We start from the raw sequence: 19,001 nt of genomic DNA on the forward strand, positions 1-19,001 counted from the left end.
ATGAATAAAAAAGAGAGCCCGTTGCCGGGGGCCTTTTACCGGCAGGAAGAGGGAAGTCTGTACCAGGTGCGCTGCGTCGCGGACGATGCCGCAGGCGGCGAGGCGCTTGTGATTTGCCAGAAATTGTCCGCTGATTTCGGCCTCCTGGCTTACCGCCTGTCGCAGTTTGCGACGCGGTTTTCGGAGGTGACGTTGCCGGAGGAAAAAGAGGCAGCGGCGCCGGAGGCGACTGCGTGCACGGGCGACACGCCCGGGGGCATTTCTGAAGAACAAAAGCAGTCTGCGGAACAGGAACAGGAGAGCGAAGCGAAGACGGAAACGCGGCACTCCATCCCGGAGCCCGCGCCGGAAGAGCGGGACCGTCGCTTTCTGCATTTTCTCGAGCTTCAGAGTCCGCGGGAGCGCAGAATCTACCTCGAGGAAGAGCGCGACAATCTGACCGAGCGGGACATTCTGCGGATTGCGACAACGCTCGAAATTGAGGACAGCGGCGAGCCCGAGGACCAGCTCCGGAATGCATTTGCGGCACTCCGCGTGCAGGAGCGCTACGAGAAGGAGCGCGGCGACCGCCATGTTTGATATTGAGGAGGAACTGAAAAAACTGCCGCGGAGCCCGGGCGTCTACATCATGCATGACAAACGGGACGAGATTATCTATGTGGGCAAGGCGATTTCACTCCGAAACCGCGTGCGGCAGTATTTCCAGTCCTCGCGGGGCAAGAGTCCTAAAATCATGCAGATGGTGAGCCGCATAGCCCGCTTCGAGTACATTGTGACGGACTCGGAGCTCGAGGCGCTGGTGCTCGAGAATAACTTAATCAAGGAGAATCGCCCGCGGTACAACACGATGCTCCGGGACGACAAGACCTATCCTTATATCAAGGTGACGGTCCGGGAGCCGTTTCCGCGCATCTTCATGACGCGGCAGATGAAGAAAGACAAGGCGAAATACTTCGGTCCGTTCAGTTCTTCGCAGGCGGTGCGAAAGACGCTGGACTTTATGTACCGCGCATTTCAGCTTAGGGATTGCAAGCGCGTGTTGCCGCGGGACATTGGCAAAGAGAGACCCTGCCTCAACTACCACATCCACCAGTGCGGCGCGCCGTGTGCCGGTTATATGGGAGAGAAGGCCTACCGCGCGAATGTGGACGCCGCGCTCGACTTTCTGAACGGAAAGTTCGAGCCGACGGTCAGAAAGCTGAAAGATGAGATGGAGGATGCGGCGACGCGCATGGAATTTGAGCGCGCGGGTGAGCTCCGGGATCTGCTCCGCAGCATCGAGCACATTGAGCAGCGGCAAAAGGTGACTTCGGAGGGCATGGAGGACAGAGACATCATCGCGCTCGGCAGAGATGAGCGGGAAGCTGTGGTGCAGGTCTTCTTTGTCCGCGAGGGCAGAATTGTGGGACGCGAGCACCACTATCTCCACATTGCAATGGAGGATGAGAACCGGGAACTGCTCGAGAGCTTCGTGAAACAGTTCTACGCCGGGACGCCCTTCATCCCGCAGGAAATCTGGCTCCAGGAGGAACTCACGGACAGCGCCCTCCTCACCGACTGGCTCTCCGCGAAGCGCGGCGCGCGCGTCCGGCTCGTGGTGCCGAAGAAGGGGGAGAAGGAAAAGCTCATGGAGCTCGCGGCGCGAAACGCCGACATGGTTCTCGAAAAGGACAGACAGCGGCTTCAGATGGACGAGGCGCGCAGCAAGGGCGCCGTGCACGAGCTCGAAGAACTGACGGGACTTCGGAACCTGCACCGCATGGAAGCCTATGATATTTCCAACATCAGCGGAACGCTTTCGGTCGGCTCCATGGTTGTCTACGAGGACGGCAAGCCGAAAAAGAGCGACTACCGGAAGTTCCGCATTCAGACCGTCATCGGGCCGAACGACTACGCGTCGCTCCGCGAGGTCTTGACGCGCCGCTTTCAGCGGAGTCTCGCGGCCGAGGACGGCAATTTTGTGAAGCTGCCGGATCTGATTTTAATGGACGGCGGCAGGGGGCAGGTCAACATCGCCCTCGAAGTGTTACAGTGTTTCAATCTGCAAATTCCGGTTTGCGGCATGGTCAAGGATGACTGGCACAGGACGCGCGGGCTCTGGTACCGGGGAGCGGAGCTGCCGATTTCCGAGCGGAGCGAGGGCTTTAAACTCGTGACCCGGATTCAGGATGAGGCGCACCGCTTTGCGATTGAGTACCACAGAAGTCTTCGCTCGAAGGCGGAGGTACACTCGGTGCTCGACGATATTCCGGGCATCGGTGCGGTGCGGCGAAAGACCCTGCTCCGGCAGTACGGCGGCGTCGAAGGGGTCCGCGCCGCGAGCGTAGAGGAACTCAGCACCCTGCCCAGTTTCAATCTCCGCGTGGCGGAGGAAGTCTATCGGTATTTTCATCGGGAAAGGAGTCAGGAAGATGTACGGCGTGACAGTGACGGAACTGATTCAGAGAAACCACTTTAAAAATCTGACACCGGAGATTAACACGGACGAAATCATCATCTCGGCGTCGGATATCAACCGCCCGGCACTCCCGCTGACCGGCTTTTTCGCGCACTTTGACAACGCGAGACTGCAGGTCATCGGCAATGTCGAGGCGGAGTACATAGGCCTGATGGACGAAGCGCGGCGCGAAGAAGTGTTTGACTGCATGTGCCGCTTCCGCGTGCCGGGCTTTATCTTCTCGCGGAATTTGCAGCCGCACGAGACCTTGTTAAAGAAGTGCCGCGAGTACGGCATCCCCTGCATGGTGACCTCGCAGACCACGGGCGATCTGACTTCGGAGCTGATTCGCTGGCTCAAGGCAAAACTCGCGCCCCAGCTCTCGATTCACGGCGTTCTGGTGGATGTCTACGGCGAGGGCGTCCTCATTATGGGCGACTCGGGCGTCGGAAAAAGTGAGGCGGCACTGGAACTCATCCGGCGCGGCCACCGTCTGGTTGCGGACGATGTGGTCGAGCTCCGGAAAGTCTCGGAGGTCGCTCTGGTCGGACGGGCACCCGCGATTACCAAGCACTTTATCGAGCTCCGCGGCATCGGCATCATCGATGTGCGCGCGCTGTTCGGCGCAGAGTGCGTGAAAGATGTGCAGACCGTGGACCTCGTGATTAAGCTTGAGGACTGGGATAAGACCAAGGACTACGACCGCCTCGGCATGGAGGATCAGTACACGGAGATTCTCGGTGTGCGCGTGGTCTGCAACACGCTCCCGATTCGTCCGGGGCGGAATCTCGCGATCATCTGTGAGACCGCGGCCGTGAACCGCCGCCAGAAGAAGATGGGCTACAATGCGGCGAAGGAGCTCTACCGCCGCGTGAGCGACAATATGGCAAAGAGCGCCGAGGAGCATGAAAAAGAGCGCCGCGAAGAGGAGCTGATTGCCGAGCGGAAGCGCATCGGTGAGGCGCTGAATCAGGAGGTCAAGAGTAGGATGCTCGGCCACCTCGACACGATCGACGAGAGCGATCTCCCGCCGCACTACGGCGAGTTTGAGCGGAGCGGCTACCGGATTGAGTCCGACAGCGCGGATGTCGGAGAACTGAATTAAATTAAAATTGAGGAGGAAGGCAAGTTGCGAAGACAGCTGAGAGAAGAACCGCTCTCGAACCACACTAGTTTCCGGATCGGCGGCCCGGCGGCGTTCTATTATGAGCCGGAGACAAGAGAGGAGATTCGGGACCTCCTTTTGCAGTGCAAGGAAGAGGGAATCCGCACGGCAGTGATAGGTAACGGCTCCAATCTCTTGGTTGGCGACAAGGGCTTTCGCGGCGCAGTCATACGCCTCGGCGAGGGCTTCGGTGCCATTGAAACGGACGGAAACCGCTTGAAAGCCGAGGCGGGGGCGCTGCTTGCGAAACTGGCGCGTACGGCGGCGAATGCGGGGCTTAGCGGCCTCGCCTTTGCGGCGGGTATCCCCGGCACGGTCGGCGGCGCACTGGTCATGAACGCAGGCGCGTACGGCGGCGAGATGAAGGATGTCTTAGAGAGCGCGGAACTCCTCCTGCCGGACGGCAGTGTGAGGCACTTCACCGGCGCGGAACTGGAGCTCAGCTACCGGCACAGCAACATTCCGGAACTGGGGGCGATTGTGCTCTCGGCCGTGTTTGTCCTGCAACCCGGTGAGAAAGAAGAAATTCTCGCAGAGATGAAGCGATATGCGGAGTCACGCCGCGAAAAGCAGCCGCTCGAATTCCCGAGCGCGGGCTCGGCTTTTAAGCGCCCGGCGGGCGACATAGCGGCGCGTCTCCTCGACACGGCGGGCTGCAAGGGACTCCGCGTCGGCGGCGCGGCGATTTCGGAAAAGCACGCAGGGTTTCTCGTGAACCTCGATCACGCGAGCGCGGCCGATGTGCGCGCGGTGCTGAAAGAGGCGGCCGATCGGGTCGAGGCGCAGTCCGGCATCCGGCTTGAGCCGGAAATTCGCTTCCTCGGGGAGTTCTGAGCATGTCGTTCTCGGCGGCGGTTAAGCGCGAACTCGCGGAGATGATACCGGAAGACAGCGAGCTCTTTTCGGCGGAGTTGCAAGGTTTATTGCTCTACGGCGCAAAACTGACAGAAACAGACGGCGGTGCGGTGCTTCGCGTTCTCGGTGAGAGCGAGGAAAGTACGAAGAAATACTTTACATTCATAAAAAAAACAGATAGAATCAAAACAGATTTTGCCATCACGATACAGCATCCGAACGGAAAAACTAAAAGTTACAGTGCTGTCCTGGCCCGGGAAGACGCGGCGGTGCTCCTTGAGAGTGCCGGGCTCGGCTATGAAGACGGGGAGTTTGAGATCGGCAGAAAGTCGGAACAGAAGCTCTCCGGTGAGGAGGAGCGGCGCGCCTTTCTCCGGGGAGTCTTTCTCGCGGCTGGATCCATTTCCGACCCTGCGCGCTTTTATCATCTGGAATTTGTCTGCCCGGATGAGACCAAGGCCTGGTATTTGAAGTTGCTTCTCTCCGCGCTCGATGCAACGGCAGGTGTCGTGCAGCGGAAGGGGCATTATGTCGTGTATGTCAAAGACAGCGACGACATTGTGAACTTGCTCGGCAGGATGGGCGCTTCCCGCGCGCTGCTGGCTTTGGAAGAAATCCGTGTCTTAAAGGACATGCGAAATCGTGTGAATCGCACGGTCAATTGTGAGACGGCAAATTTGCAGAAGACGGTGGCGGCAGCCCTGAAACAGCGGAAGGACATCGAGTATATTCGCGATGCGGAGGGCTTCGATGACCTGCCGTCGGCACTCGCCGAGATGGCGGAAATCCGATTAGAGTATCCGGATATGTCTCTCAAAGAGTTGGGAGCCCGGTTGAACCCGCCGGTCGGCAAGAGCGGCGTGAATCACAGATTGCGGAAACTCTCGGAATATGCGGACGAGTTGCGGGGCAAGAGAAAAGAGGGGTGAACAATGATTAAAAAGTCTATGGTAGTGAAGTTGAACGGGAAGAAAGCGGACGCCATGCCGGCAGCGATGCTGGTACAGGTTGCAAGCCAGTATGAGAGCAGCATTTATGTGGACGACGCGGACAAGCGCGTCAACGCGAAGAGTATCATGGGCATGATGACCCTTGGACTTGCAAACGGCTTGGAGATTGTCGTGACGGCAGACGGCAAAGACGAAGACGCAGCGATTACCGGCATTGAGGAGTATCTCTGCCAGTAAACGCGGATAGGACAAACTTTTGAGCCGGGCGAATTCGCCCGGTTTTTCTTGTTGCCGCAGAAAGAGATTCGGAGGTTTTCAGTGGCATTTACACACTTGCATGTACACACGGAGTACTCACTGCTCGACGGCTCGGGAAAAATTCCGGAGCTTATTCAGCGCGCAAAGGATCTGGGGCAGACAGCGCTCGCGGTGACCGACCACGGCGTCATGTACGGCGTCATTGATTTTTACAAGGCGGCAAAGGCGGCAGGCATTAAGCCGATACTCGGCTGTGAGATTTATGTGACGCCGGGTTCCCGCTTTGACCGGGACAACAAAAAGGGCGAGGCGCGCTATTACCATTTGATCCTGCTCGCGGAGAACAACGAGGGCTATGAGAACCTAACGAAAATTGTCTCGCGGGGCTTTGTCGACGGCTTTTACTATAAGCCGCGGGTCGACTTTGAGACCCTGCGCGAGTTCTCGAAGGGCATCATTGCGAGTTCCGCCTGCTTAGCGGGCGAGGTGGCGCGAAATCTCGCGGTGAACCGCTATGAGGACGCCAAGGAGGCAGCGCTCCGCTACCGCGACATTTTCGGCGAAGAGAACTTTTTCCTCGAGCTCCAGGACCACGGGCTCAGCGTCCAGAAGGCGGTGAATCAGCAGTTAATCCGCCTATCCCGCGAGACGGGAATCCCGCTGATTGCGACCAACGACATTCACTATACGAACCCGGAGGACTGGGAGGCGCACGACTTGCTGCTCTGCCTCCAGACCGGCAAGAAGGCGAGCGATGCGGACCGCATGCGCTATGAGGGCGGACAGTACTACTTAAAGTCCGAGGAGGAGATGCGTGCTCTCTTTGCGGCGGTGCCGGAGGCACTTGAGAACACGGCAAAAATCGCCGCGCGCTGCGAGGTCGAGATACGCTTTCATGAGTTAAAGCTCCCCGCGTACGATGTCCCGGCGGACTATCCGGACGCCGAGAGCTATCTGCGCGCGCTCTCGGAAGAGGGCTTCCGGGCGCGCTACCCGGAAGAGCCGGCGGCACTCCGGGCGCGCATGGAAGAGGAGCTCGGCGTCATCAGCCGCATGGGCTATGTGGACTACTTCCTCATTGTCTGGGACTACATTCACTATGCGAAGGAGCACGGCATCGGTGTGGGGCCGGGGCGCGGCTCGGCGGCGGGCTCGGTGGTCTCGTACTGCCTCGGCATCACCGACATCGACCCCGAAAAATACCAGCTGGTCTTTGAGCGTTTCCTGAACCCGGAGCGTGTCTCCATGCCGGATATCGACGTGGACTTCGCCTACGAGAGACGGCAGGAAGTCATAGACTATGTCGGCAGAAAGTACGGAAAAGAGCGGGTTGTGCAGATTATCACCTTCGGTACGCTCGCGGCGAAGGGAGTGGTGCGCGATGTGGGGCGCGTGCTGGATCTCCCCTATGCGCGCTGCGACCAGATTGCGAAGCTGATTCCGAACGACTTAAAGATGACGCTCGACAAGGCCCTGGTGCAGTCGAAAGAGCTCCGCGCGCTCTATGAGGGCGATGAGAGTGTGCGCCATTTGATTGATATGTCAAGACGGCTCGAGGGGCTGCCGCGCCACGCCTCGATCCATGCGGCGGGCGTGGTTATCTCGAAGAAGGCGGCGGAAGAGTATGTGCCGCTCGCGCGGGGCGCCGATGGCTCGATTACGACCCAGTTCGGCATGAACACCTTAGAGGAGCTGGGGCTCTTAAAGATGGACTTCCTCGGCCTCAGGACGCTGACTGTGATTCAGAATGCGGCTGCGGAGGCAGAGAAGCGGAGCGGAAAGCCGATCGACATGCTCGGCATCGATTTTAACGATCCGGAAGTCATGGCGCTCATCGGGAGCGGCAACACCGAGGGCATCTTCCAGCTCGAGAGTGCGGGCATGAAAAACTTCATGAAGGAGTTAAAACCGGCCACGCTCGAGGACATCATCGCCGGCATCTCCCTGTACCGCCCGGGTCCGATGGACTTTATCCCGCGCTATCTGGAAGGCAAGAATCACCCGGAAGAGGTGCGGTACGAGTGCCCGCAGCTTGAGACGATACTCAAGCCGACGTACGGCTGTATGGTTTACCAGGAGCAGGTCATGCAGATTGTGCGAGACCTCGCGGGCTACACCTGGGGGCGCTCGGATCTGGTGCGCCGCGCGATGAGCAAAAAGAAAGAGTCCGTGATGCGCGAGGAGCGGAAAAACTTTGTCTACGGCAACGAGGACGAGGGCATACGCGGCTGTGTGAACAACGGCATCAGCGAGGAAGTCGCAAATCACCTCTTCGACGAGATGATGGATTTTGCGAACTATGCGTTCAATAAGAGCCATGCGGCCTGCTATGCGTATGTCTCCTTCCAGACGGCCTGGTTAAAGCACTATTACCCGAAGGAATTTATGGCGGCGCTCATGACTTCGGTCATCGACAACAGCAGTAAGATTGCCGAGTACATTCTGGTCTGCCGCCAGATGGGCATTCCGATTCTGCCGCCGGATGTGAACGACGGGCAGTCTGTGTTCTCGGTCTCGGGGGACGGAATCCGCTTTGGTCTCTCGGCAATCCGCGCGGTCGGCACCGGCGTGAGCGAGGAGATTGTACGGGAGCGGGAGGCAGGCGGCGCGTTCCGCTCGTTCGAAGATTTTATCGAGCGACTCTCCAACAAGGAGGCGAACCGGCGAACGCTCGAGAGCTTTGTGAAGGCCGGGGCGCTGGATTCGATGCCGGGAAACCGGAGACAGAAGCTCTTACTGATTCCCGAACTGCTCGACAAGAAGGCAAAGCAGAAGAATGCGATTGCGGGGCAGGTCTCGCTCTTTGACTTCCTCGGCGAGGAGGCACGCGAGAGCCTCCGGACAGCGCTGCCGGAGGTCGAGGAATTCCGGAAGGAAGATCTTCTCGCCTTCGAGAAGGAGACGGTCGGCGTCTATCTGAGCGGGCACCCGCTCGACGATGTGCGCGAGCTCTGGGAGAAGACAGTGACCGCAAAGACGGTTGACTTCCTCGTGGACGATGAGAGCGGCAGCGCGGCGCTCTCGGACCACGAGCAGGTCGTAATCGGCGGCGTGCTCACAAATGTCACGACCAAAATCACGCGGAACAACGATACGATGGCCTTTCTCACCATAGAAGACCTGGTCGGCACGGTCGAGGTGTTGCTCTTCCCGAGAGCCTATGAGCGCTATCGGGAGCTCCTGACGCCGGACGCGAAGCTTTTTCTCTCCGGCCGGGTCACGCTGAGCGGCGATGAGGTGGCGGGAAAACTGATCTGTGAGCGGCTGTCCGTCTTCGGCACGGGACAGCGCACGCTCTGGCTGCAGTTTGCGGATGAGAACGAGTTTCGCGAGAAGCGCGGCGACCTTTTACTTGCGCTCGGCAACAGCGAGGGACAGGATACGGTCAAGATTTACTGCAGGGCGGAGAAAAAAATTATACAGCTCGGGCGGGACTGGCGTGTCGCGGCCGAAGAAGAGTTGCTGCAAGCGCTTCGCGCAGCGTTCGGCGCGGAAAATGTGAAGACGACCGTGAAGCAGAGCCTCTGAAATTGTAAAAGCAGGGGCGCTGTGTTATAGTTTTCACGAGAAACAAAGGCGCACTGCGAGGCGCAGCGCGCGTGGGGAACAGTGAGGAGGTTCCTGTTATGGCAAAGAAAATTGAGACCATTGGTGTTTTGACGAGCGGCGGCGATGCCCCCGGTATGAATGCGGCAATCCGCGCGGTGGTTCGCACCGCGCTGCACTACGGCATGAAGGTAAAGGGCATTATGAGAGGTTACTCCGGCCTGCTCGATGAGGAGTTTATCGACATGAATGCGCGCAGCGTCGCGGACATCATCAACCGCGGCGGCACCATCCTCTATACGGCGCGCTGCATGGAGATGGTGACCGAGGAAGGCCAGCGCCAGGCGGCGGAGATCTGCAAAAAGCACGGCATCGACGGTGTGGTGGTCATCGGCGGCGACGGCTCCTTTAAGGGTGCGGGCAAGCTCTCGAAGCTCGGCATCAATACGATCGGTGTGCCGGGGACCATTGACCTCGATATTGCCTGCACCGAGTACACGATAGGCTTTGACACGGCGGTCAACACCGCAATCGACGCGATCGATAAGGTGCGCGACACGAGTACTTCGCACGAGCGTTGCTCGATCATCGAGGTCATGGGACGCCACGCGGGTTATATTGCGCTCTGGAGCGGCATTGCGACCGGCAGCGACGCGATTCTGATTCCCGAGCACTATGACGGCAACGAGCAGGAAATCGTAAATCACATCATTGCGAGCCGGAAGCGCGGCAAGAAGCACTTCATCATCATCAATGCCGAGGGCATAGGGCACTCGAGCTCCATGGCAAAGCGCATTGAGGCAGCGACCGGCATTGAGACCCGCGCGACCATTCTTGGCTACATGCAGCGCGGCGGCTCGCCTTCCTGTAAGGATCGCTTCTACGCTTCGATCATGGGCTCCAAAGCCGTGGACCTGCTCGCCGAGGGCAAGTCAAACCGCCTGGTCGCTTACCGGAACGGCGAGTTCTGTGATTTTGACATTGAAGAGGCGCTCCGCATGAAGAAGGACATTCCGGCGTACCAGCTGGAACTCTCCGCAAAGCTGACGCGCTGAGGAGGCTTATGGCGGAACATACAGCGGAAAATACCGTTCTCTGCGGCGCGAATTCCTATGTGCAGAAGTTTTATCTGAATCCGGCGTTTCAAAAGCTCCCCGAGAGCATCAAACGCGAGCTGCAGATTCTCTGCGTGAGCATCACGGAGGAGGCGGGCGGCGTGTTGACGCTCGAATTCGACGAGGCGGGAAACCTCTTATTTAAGGCGAGTGCCGAGGACGGCGACTATCTCTTCGATGACATTGCGAGCGGCATGAAGATAGGCAGAGCGCGCTTTGACCACCAGGAACTTCTCGAGGAACTGGAGCTTTACTACCGCGTTGTTTTTCTGGGGGAGAAGATTTGAGAATCGGAGAACTTGTACTGCGGAACGGGCTCATGCTCGCGCCGATGGCAGGCGTCAGCGACCTTCCGTTTCGTCTGCTCTGCCGCGAGCAGGGCGCGGAGCTCGCAGTCACCGAGATGGTCAGTGCGAAGGCGCTGCACTATAAGAACAAGGCGACCGAAGAACTCTTAAAGAGCTGTGAGGGCGACAGGCCGCTCGCGGTGCAGCTCTTCGGCTCGGAGCCGGAAATCTGCGCGGAGGCGGCGGAGGCACTCTCGGAGCGCTCTGCATTTGCCCTGATCGACTTCAACATGGGCTGCCCGATGCCGAAGATCGTGAATAACGGCGACGGCTCGAAACTCATGACGAAGCCGGAACTCGCCGCGGAAATCATTGCCGCAATGGCAAAAAAAAGTAAAAAGCCGGTGTGCGTGAAAATGCGCGCCGGCTTTACTGAGGAAGAGAAGAACGCACCGGAACTCGCAAAGCGCTTAGAGGCTGCCGGTGCCGCGATGCTCACCGTACACGGCCGGACGAGAGAACAGTACTACGCGGGAACCGCAGACTGGGACATCATACGGCAGGTCAAAGAGGCAGTCTCGATTCCGGTCATCGGAAACGGTGACGTTGTGAGCGGCGAGAGTGCGGCGCGCATGCTGCGGGAGACCGGCTGCGACGGCATTGCGGTCGGCAGGGCGGCCGAGGGCAATCCCTGGATTTTCCGGGAAATACAGCACTATCTGGAGACGGGCGAAACTCTGCCGCCGCCGGACATCGAAGAGCGCTTTGCCGTCATGCGGCGCCACCTTGTCCTAGAGGTAGAAGCGGACGGCGAGCGCATGGCGGTGCGGAAACTCAGAAGCCACTTTGCCTGGTACCTGCACGGTTTTCCGAATGCGGCAAAGTGGAGACATGCGATTAACACAGCGGAGTCTCAGGAAGTACTCCTCGAAATTCTGGAGAGTGCCTTTCAGGCGGCGAATCGCCTTGACACGGCGGAATGTACTTCTTTATAATAGTATGACTGTTTTTATTTAACCAAGGAGGTTCGCCATGGCGGAAATCAAAAAGAATGTTTTGACCCAGGAAGGGTTAAAGCGCTATGAGGAAGAGTTGCAGGATCTGCGCGTCAATAAGCGCAAGGAAATTGCCGATAAAATCAAAGAGGCAAGAGAGCAGGGCGACCTCTCGGAGAACGCAGAGTATGATGCGGCGAAGGACGAGCAGCGCGACATCGAGGCGAGAATCGGCGAGCTCGAGGAGCTCTTAAAGCACGCGGAGGTCTATGTGACCGAGGAGACGCCGATCGACAAGGTCGGCATCGGCAGCCTCGTGAAGGTGCTTGACATCGACGAGGACGAAGAGCTCACATTTAAGATTGTCGGCAACGAGGAGGCGGACTCGATGGAGGGCCGCATCTCCAATGAGTCGCCGCTCGGCGCGGCGTTACTCGGCAAGGAAGTCGGAGAGCAGGTCACGGTCGAACTTCCGGCCGGAGATCTTTCTTATCGGGTACTCAGTATTACAAAGGAGAGCAGCGATGAGTGAGCTGAAGAAGAACAGCGAAGCGCAGGAGCAGCAAGATGTGCACCGCTTAATGCAGGTGCGCCTTGACAAGCTGAACGAGTTAAAGGCAGCGGGCAAGGACCCGTTTGAGATTACGACCTACGAGCAGAGCCACCACGCCGCGGAAATCAAGGCGCATTTTGATGAGCTTAAGGACACGGAAGTCTCGGTCGCAGGCCGCATGATGAGTAAGCGCATCATGGGCAAGGCGTCTTTCTGCGCGGTTCGCGATCTGAGCGGCGACATTCAGATTTATGTGGCGCGCGATGCGGTCGGCGAAGAGGCGTATGCGCAGTTTAAGAAGTACGACATCGGCGATATCATCGGTGTTCGCGGCAAGGTGTTTGAGACCAAGACAGGTGAGATTTCGATTCACGCGGAGGAGCTGACCCTGCTCACGAAGAGCATGCAGCCGCTCCCGGAGAAGTTCCACGGCCTCACCGACACCGACCAGCGCTACCGTCAGCGCTACATCGACCTCGTCATGAACCCGGAGGTGCGCGAGACCTTCGTGAAGCGCTCCAAGATTATCTCCTCGATCCGGAGATACTTGGATGACAGAGGATTCATGGAAGTCGAGACCCCGATGCTCGTATCGAATGCGGGCGGCGCGGCGGCGCGTCCCTTTGAGACCCACTACAACGCGCTGAGCGAGGATGTGAAGCTCCGCATCTCCCTGGAGCTCTACTTAAAGCGCCTCATTGTCGGCGGCCTGGAGCGCGTCTACGAGATAGGACGCGTGTTCCGGAACGAGGGCCTGGATGCCCGCCACAACCCGGAGTTCACGCTGATGGAGCTCTATCAGGCGTACACGGACTACGAGGGCATGATGAATCTCACCGAGGACATGTTCCGCCACGTGGCGCGCGAGGTAAACGGCAGCGCGAAGATTATGTACAGCGGCACCGAGATTGACCTCGAGAAGCCCTTCCGCCGTATCACGATGACCGAGGCGGTCAAGGAGTACAGCGGCGTCGATTTCGCGACGATTGAGACCCTCGAAGAGGCGAGAGCTGTTGCGAAGGAGAAGAGTGTCGCATTCGAAGAGAGACATCAGAGAGGCGACATCCTGAACCTCTTCTTTGAGACCTTCTGCGAGGAGCACATGATTCAGCCGACCTTCGTGACCGACCACCCGATTGAGATTTCGCCGCTCACGAAGAAGAAGCCGAACAACCCGGACTATGTGGAGCGCTTTGAGCTCTTTATCTACGGCAGAGAGATGTGCAACGCCTACTCCGAGCTGAACGACCCGATTGACCAGCGCGAGCGCTTTAAGGCGCAGGACGCACTGGCAGCGGCGGGCGATGAAGAGGCAAACCACACGGACGAGGACTTCCTGAACGCGCTGAATGTCGGCATGCCGCCGACTGGCGGTATCGGCTACGGCATCGACCGTCTGGTGATGCTCCTCACCGACAGCCCGGCCATCCGCGATGTTCTGCTGTTCCCGACCATGAAGACCATGAAGGCCGAGAACAAAGAAGCACATGGCGAGAGCGAGGGCAAGGCGGAAGAGGCAAGCGGCTTCTTTACCCCGAACGAGAAGATAGATTTCAGCGGGGTTAAGATCGAGCCCCTGTTCGAGGATCAGGTGGATTTCGAGACCTTCTCGAAGAGCGATTTCCGCGCGGTCAAGGTAAAGGGCTGCAAGGCAGTGCCGAAGTCGAAGAAGCTCCTGCAGTTCACCTTAGACGACGGAACCGGCACGGAACGCACGATTTTAAGCGGCATTCACGCTTACTACGAGCCGGAAGAGCTGATCGGAAAGACCCTGATTGCAATCACGAACCTGCCGCCGCGCCCCATGATGGGCATCGAGTCCTGCGGCATGTTGCTCTCTGCGGTCAATGAGCGCAATGGGGAGGAAGAACTTCATCTTCTCATGGTAGATAACCACATCCCGGCGGGGGCGAAGCTGTACTAAAAAATGGAAAACTAAAACATACCGAGAGAGGTATGCCGATTCAGAACAATCTGAGGAAGCGTATCTCTCTTTTTATGTGGGAGAACGCGAACAACGAAGAAAAGGAGAATCTTATAAGACAGGAGTACAGGGAGATCGGTCGTACAAGGGAAGTCAGGGAGGAAGTGGAGAAGCTTCGAAAGAAGTTTCTCCGCTATCAAGAGGCAGAAGTGGTCTACAGCATTTCACACCGCAAGTTAATAGAGCTCTCGGATCGGACGGGGGCGTTGTATCGCATTGACGGGACTGTGCTGATCAATCGCGATATCTTCGAGGCGTTTCTCGAGAACTTTCACGAGAGTAACAAAGGAATCGGAAAGCGGGGCCTCGGTAAAGCGGAGCGCGCCCAAAAGGAGACCGAGAAACGAGCGGTAAGCTGTGGATGTATTCAGACCAATTGGATGATGAGGATATTGAATTTGTGCGGCACAGCTTTTTCCGCTATGCAGAGGGAATCGCCTATTATCGCCTGACGGAGAAGACCATCACAAGGCTTGAAAAGAGCGTGGAGTCGGTGCAGAGCATACGGGAAAACGGAGAATGGTGACTCAGCCCCCACCCCTCAGTGGCGGACGTTGAGTCACCATTTGCCTATGAGGGAGATTATTTTTCTCCCATTTTTCTCCAGAGTGTTGTACGGCTCATTCCCAACTGATCAGCGACTTCTGCAAGTGTCATTCCGGCATAATCGCACATATTATTTACCATCAATGCAAATGCCTCATCGCTTTTGTCGGATGCTTCGTAGTAATCTGTTGCTTGTTGGATTAGCTTTTCTTTCCCGATAGAGTCTATCACAGCCCTATAAACCGATGACTGAGTCAAATTGGATGTCTCTAAGTGCATAGAAGCAAGTCTTGAGGCTGCGGCTTGAATCTCAGATAAATTCCCAAGCCATTCATACCAACGTAGGAGGCTCGTAGCGCGTTCAAAACGCTTCAATCGAAGCGGCTTATTGGTACATAGCTCTATCTCTCGTTCGAACAAGGGAACGATATCCTCTTTTCGGTCACGTATTGCCGGGACATTGATTATTTGAGTTGTGAGTAAGCTAAAAAGACCTGTGTTAATCTCCCCCATGTCAATGGGGGTATCAATAACTGTTACAAAGCGGATGTCTAAACCAATCTTTTTGTATCCCCCGGTAGGAGTAATCTGATGGTATGTTACTGCGTCAAGAAGACACGACTGCACGGCAGGATTTGAGTGATTAAGATTGCGCAAAACAACGGTTCCGCCATTTGCCATTTCCAATAGACCGGTGTGCGGCTCCATAGGATCACTGCAGCCCAGTAAATGGCGCCCTGCGTCGTTAACGGAAATAGTCGAGAGATTCAATATTAATAGTGGCTTTTTTGCGCGAGTGCTGCCGGAATGCAAGCACTCGGCAAATAACTTTTTATGTGTTCCCTGCTCTCCGACGATGGCACAGGGTAATGTAGAATCGGAGATTGTTTTTCCGTAGTTGATAGCCTTCTTCATAACTGAAGATTCGGTAATCATATCGTGCCATTGATAAGCAAGTTCGGTCTGTAATGCAAGTTTTTCCTTCTGTAAGGTGGCGAGTCTGGAATTATCTATTCTCAGAGTCGTAAAATGTCCAATCAATTCACCTTTTACGAGCAGTACTTGTTGTGTACAACGGAGACGAACTCCTTGAATAACACAAAAAAATTCAGAAGCTCTTTGAGCGCGCGGAACCAAGTTTTTCTGCAATTCTGCCAACAATCTTCCTTTGGCAACACCTGAATCAACCCCCAGATATTCTTCCGCTTTGCGATTAATCATTGTTATATATCCGTTTTCATTGCTGATGATAATCCCAATATTTGTGTCTTGAATAAGCGCACGATTGATGGTTGAAAAACGCTGTTCCTTTCTGATAAATGCCGCTGTATTTCTGGCACGCATGATTGCACTTCGTATTGTCTTATCTCCGGTATATGCAAGTACATATTGCCGACCGCATTGTAGCGCATAGTCCCGCACGACAGTCGTACCGATCAGAACGTCATACACTGATTTTTCAATTAAATCACGCAGTTCCAGTATATCCTCATATACCAGTAATCCGACATCCTTTCCCAATAGCTGTGATAACAGGGAAATGTCGACGGGTTGACTGTATTTATACAAAACGATGGCAGGATTGTGTCCGCATGATTCTGCCTTTTTTAGTGCAATAAGATAGTCGATTTCAGTTACCTGTAGCTCCTGAATATACAAGGTACTGATCTGCTTAAATTTGGCATAGTTACTTCCACCCCCGACAAATACCTCAAATCCGTTGCTGACGGCCTCGCCGAGCACTTCTCTTAAAGTTCCGGGAGTACAATCTCGCAACATGAACTCGGTATCTGAAAGTTTCATGTCCTCAATGGTCTTTTTTGCCATTTCAGTAAGACCCGGGTATCCCAGAAAACAAATCTTATAGCTGTTCATTTGCACTTTCTCCCACCAAATCAAATTTCTTTTTGCTTGTTTTGTGGTTTTACGACCATAGCGTTGGTTGACACCCGTTAGAAACAGTTTGATTTTAGCATAAAATGTTTCAATTTAAAAATAAATCAAAGATATGAAACGTTTATAGGCGAAGATAGAGAGGTTTTGGGCTTTATTGTTGCTATGGAAAACGTATGCTATCTTTTTGCCAAGCTGTTATGTTCTCAATGTGCAAAAGGACAGACAAACCGTAAAGCAGAAGATAAGGAGGAGCACGATGGCACAAGGATTATTGAGTGGCACAGTTGTTCTGGATCTGACAAGAGTTCTCGCAGGTCCGTATTGCGGCATGTTGCTTGCAGACATGGGAGCAACGGTCATCAAGGTGGAAATGATAGGAAAGGGGGATGACAGCAGGGCCTATGGTCCCTTTGCAGGCGGAGAAAGTTGCTATTACATGGGACTGAACAGAGGAAAGAAGGGATGTACCCTGAACCTTAAGACAGAGGAGGGGCGTGCAATATTCCTCAAGATGGTCAAGAAAGCAGACATCCTGATTGAAAACTATCGTCCTGGAACCATGGAAAAGTTGCATCTCGGATACGATGAATTGAAGAAGGTAAATCCGGGACTTATTTATGGGGCAGTATCAGGATTTGGTCATACCGGACCTTACAGCAAGCGTGCCGGATACGACATTATCGGTCAAGCAGCCGGTGGTCTTATGAGCACGACCGGATGGGAAGGCGGCTCACCTACTAGAACGGGAACTCCGATGGGAGATGTTCTGGGTGGTTTAAATCTGACAATCGGAATTTTGGCAGCTTTAAACCACAAAAATAAGACAGGACAAGGTGAAAAGGTTGATGTTGCGTTGGTCGATGCAGTTGTTTCCGCAATGCAGAATATCAACATGATTTACCTCAATGAGGGACGTATACCAACTCGTATCGGTAATCGTTACGAATCCACTTACCCGTATGATTCCTTCCGTACATCTGATGGCGATGTCATCATCGGTGCCGGTAATGACAAGCTCTATGCGACGCTTTGTGAAGAAATGGGAATGCCTGAGTTGAAGAATGACCCGAGATTTCTCACTGTATCGGATCGAGTCAAAAACCACACAGCGCTGAAAGAAATAATAGAGACGTGGACCTCGAAGTCTACGATTGATGAAATTGCGGACAGACTCAATAAAGTCGGAGTTCCTTCGACACCGATTAATACCATCGACCGCATCGTAAAAGATCCTCAGATTGCCGGTGCAAGAAAAATGTTCCCTGTCATTCAGCAACCCGGAATCGGTGGAGTACCGACTACCAACAATGCGCTGAAATTTACCAATTGCCCGGCCGATCCGGAGGAACCTGCTCCTACATTAGGACAGGACAACGACATGATTTTCAGCACTTATGCCGATCTCAGTTCCAAGGAAATTGAGGAACTCAGAGCCAAGAAAATCATCTGACAGCGCAGGAATTACAAGGAGATTTGTTATGAGTGAGAAGAAACAAACGATTGACATCATTGAAGTCGGTCCTCGCGATGGCTTTCAGAATCTCTGCAGCTATCTGCCGACCGATCGGAAGATTTATTACATCGAACAGTTGATTGCTGCCGGTCTCAAGCATTTACAGATTACCAGTTTTGTGAGTCCCAAGGCGATTCCGCAGATGAAAGATGCGGCTACGGTTGCAAGTACTATTGTTGAACGTCATCCCAACTTGGATCTCTTTGCGCTTGTTCCGAATTTTAGAGGGGCGCAAAACGCTCATGAGGCCGGACTCCGTAAAGTTAACACGGTTATTTCCTTGAGCAAAAGCCATAATATGGCAAACGTAAACAAGACGCACGACCAGAGCTTTGAGGAACTTCGAAAGATAATTGAAAATCTGAGCGATATGGAGGTTGTTCTTGATGTCGCAACAGCGTTTGGCTGTCCGTTTGAGGGAAAGCAACGCTCTGCATCGGCTGTGGTTGAGTTCTGCGGACGGGCTTATGACATGGGGGTGAGAACATTTAATCTCTGCGATACTGTCGGGCAGTCCGATCCCGCACAAGTTGCCACTTTTACGTGCGCGATGAAAGAGGCGTTCCCGGATGCTCGCCTTGAGTTGCATATTCATGACACCCGCGGAATGGGAATTGCTTGTTCTCTAGAGGGGTGGAAAGCCGGAGCAGACGGAATTCAATCTACCTTAGGAGGACTCGGAGGCTGCCCGTTTGCGCCGGGGGCCTCGGGCAACACAGCTACGGAAGATCTGGTTTTCATGTTTGAGGAAATGGGTATTGATACAGGAATTTCTTTTAAAGATATTCTTGCATTAGCTAAGGAAGAGCACTCAGAAATTCAAGGAAGTTACTCAGGGGCTAACCTTCTTGTAAAAAACACGATTTATGATTTGATTCCCCTCCCGCAGAAGTCCTGATAC

General features: G+C 55.2%; 15 protein-coding genes and 1 pseudogene. 15 read left to right on the forward strand and 1 reads right to left on the reverse strand.

Annotated features, from left to right (window positions below; translation table 11 throughout):
* The 13 genes and pseudogenes from HMPREF9623_RS08575 (at position 1) to HMPREF9623_RS12020 (ending at position 14,597) form a co-directional block, all read left to right on the forward strand.
* Positions 1–579 (forward strand): hypothetical protein, encoded by a 579-nt coding sequence (locus tag HMPREF9623_RS08575; RefSeq protein ID WP_009533502.1) that lies wholly within the window; start codon positions 1–3, stop codon positions 577–579.
* Entirely contained in the window at positions 572–2,458 is a 1,887-nt protein-coding gene (gene uvrC / locus HMPREF9623_RS08580; RefSeq protein ID WP_009533503.1) for an excinuclease ABC subunit UvrC, read from the forward strand. Before HMPREF9623_RS08575 ends, uvrC begins: the two co-directional genes overlap by 8 nt.
* Positions 2,412–3,329: pseudogene (gene hprK / locus HMPREF9623_RS08585) on the forward strand (HPr(Ser) kinase/phosphatase); the annotation flags it as partial. The gene uvrC and the pseudogene hprK, both read left to right, overlap by 47 nt.
* 237 nt (positions 3,330–3,566) lie before the next feature.
* Positions 3,567–4,436 carry a UDP-N-acetylmuramate dehydrogenase gene (gene murB, locus HMPREF9623_RS08590; protein ID WP_009533505.1) on the forward strand — a complete coding sequence of 290 codons (870 nt, stop codon included), beginning with the start codon at positions 3,567–3,569 and terminating at the stop codon, positions 4,434–4,436.
* Positions 4,437–4,438: 2 nt separating this feature from the next.
* A complete protein-coding gene (gene whiA, locus HMPREF9623_RS08595) occupies positions 4,439–5,386 on the forward strand; it encodes a DNA-binding protein WhiA (protein WP_009533506.1) in 948 nt (315 codons plus the stop codon).
* Positions 5,387–5,389: 3 nt separating this feature from the next.
* Positions 5,390–5,644 (forward strand): HPr family phosphocarrier protein, encoded by a 255-nt coding sequence (locus HMPREF9623_RS08600; protein WP_009533507.1) that lies wholly within the window; start codon positions 5,390–5,392, stop codon positions 5,642–5,644.
* Positions 5,645–5,725: 81 nt separating this feature from the next.
* Positions 5,726–9,193 (forward strand): DNA polymerase III subunit alpha, encoded by a 3,468-nt coding sequence (locus tag HMPREF9623_RS08605; RefSeq protein ID WP_009533508.1) that lies wholly within the window; start codon positions 5,726–5,728, stop codon positions 9,191–9,193.
* 98 nt (positions 9,194–9,291) lie between these two features.
* Positions 9,292–10,266 (forward strand): 6-phosphofructokinase, encoded by a 975-nt coding sequence (pfkA, locus tag HMPREF9623_RS08610; protein WP_009533509.1) that lies wholly within the window; start codon positions 9,292–9,294, stop codon positions 10,264–10,266.
* Positions 10,267–10,274: 8 nt separating this feature from the next.
* Complete coding sequence (locus tag HMPREF9623_RS08615; RefSeq protein ID WP_009533510.1) at positions 10,275–10,613, forward strand: DUF6145 family protein; 339 nt, start codon at positions 10,275–10,277, stop codon at positions 10,611–10,613.
* On the forward strand, positions 10,610–11,608 hold the full coding sequence (gene dusB, locus HMPREF9623_RS08620; protein WP_009533511.1) for a tRNA dihydrouridine synthase DusB: 999 nt from the start codon (positions 10,610–10,612) through the stop codon (positions 11,606–11,608). The genes HMPREF9623_RS08615 and dusB overlap by 4 nt, the downstream gene beginning before the upstream one ends.
* A gap of 37 nt (positions 11,609–11,645) precedes the next feature.
* Entirely contained in the window at positions 11,646–12,140 is a 495-nt protein-coding gene (greA, locus tag HMPREF9623_RS08625; protein WP_009533512.1) for a transcription elongation factor GreA, read from the forward strand.
* A gap of 49 nt (positions 12,141–12,189) precedes the next feature.
* Positions 12,190–14,085 (forward strand): lysine--tRNA ligase, encoded by a 1,896-nt coding sequence (gene lysS / locus HMPREF9623_RS08630; RefSeq protein WP_408640651.1) that lies wholly within the window; start codon positions 12,190–12,192, stop codon positions 14,083–14,085.
* 32 nt (positions 14,086–14,117) lie between these two features.
* A complete protein-coding gene (locus tag HMPREF9623_RS12020; protein WP_009533514.1) occupies positions 14,118–14,597 on the forward strand; it encodes a DUF6462 family protein in 480 nt (159 codons plus the stop codon).
* A 130-nt stretch (positions 14,598–14,727) separates the two neighbouring features.
* On the opposite strand, the gene HMPREF9623_RS08640 is transcribed toward HMPREF9623_RS12020, so the two are convergent.
* Positions 14,728–16,566 (reverse strand): sigma 54-interacting transcriptional regulator, encoded by a 1,839-nt coding sequence (locus HMPREF9623_RS08640; protein ID WP_009533515.1) that lies wholly within the window; start codon positions 16,564–16,566, stop codon positions 14,728–14,730.
* A 277-nt stretch (positions 16,567–16,843) separates the two neighbouring features.
* Here HMPREF9623_RS08640 and HMPREF9623_RS08645 point away from each other — a divergent pair, with 277 nt between their 5' ends.
* On the forward strand, positions 16,844–18,037 hold the full coding sequence (locus HMPREF9623_RS08645; protein ID WP_009533516.1) for a CaiB/BaiF CoA transferase family protein: 1,194 nt from the start codon (positions 16,844–16,846) through the stop codon (positions 18,035–18,037).
* A gap of 28 nt (positions 18,038–18,065) precedes the next feature.
* Positions 18,066–18,998, forward strand: a complete 933-nt coding sequence (locus HMPREF9623_RS08650) for a hydroxymethylglutaryl-CoA lyase (RefSeq protein ID WP_009533517.1) — start codon at positions 18,066–18,068, stop codon at positions 18,996–18,998.
* The last annotated feature ends 3 nt before the right edge of the window (positions 18,999–19,001 follow it).

This window comes from Stomatobaculum longum, from assembly GCA_000242235.1.
In the GTDB taxonomy this organism is placed as follows: domain Bacteria; phylum Bacillota; class Clostridia; order Lachnospirales; family Lachnospiraceae; genus Moryella; species Moryella longum.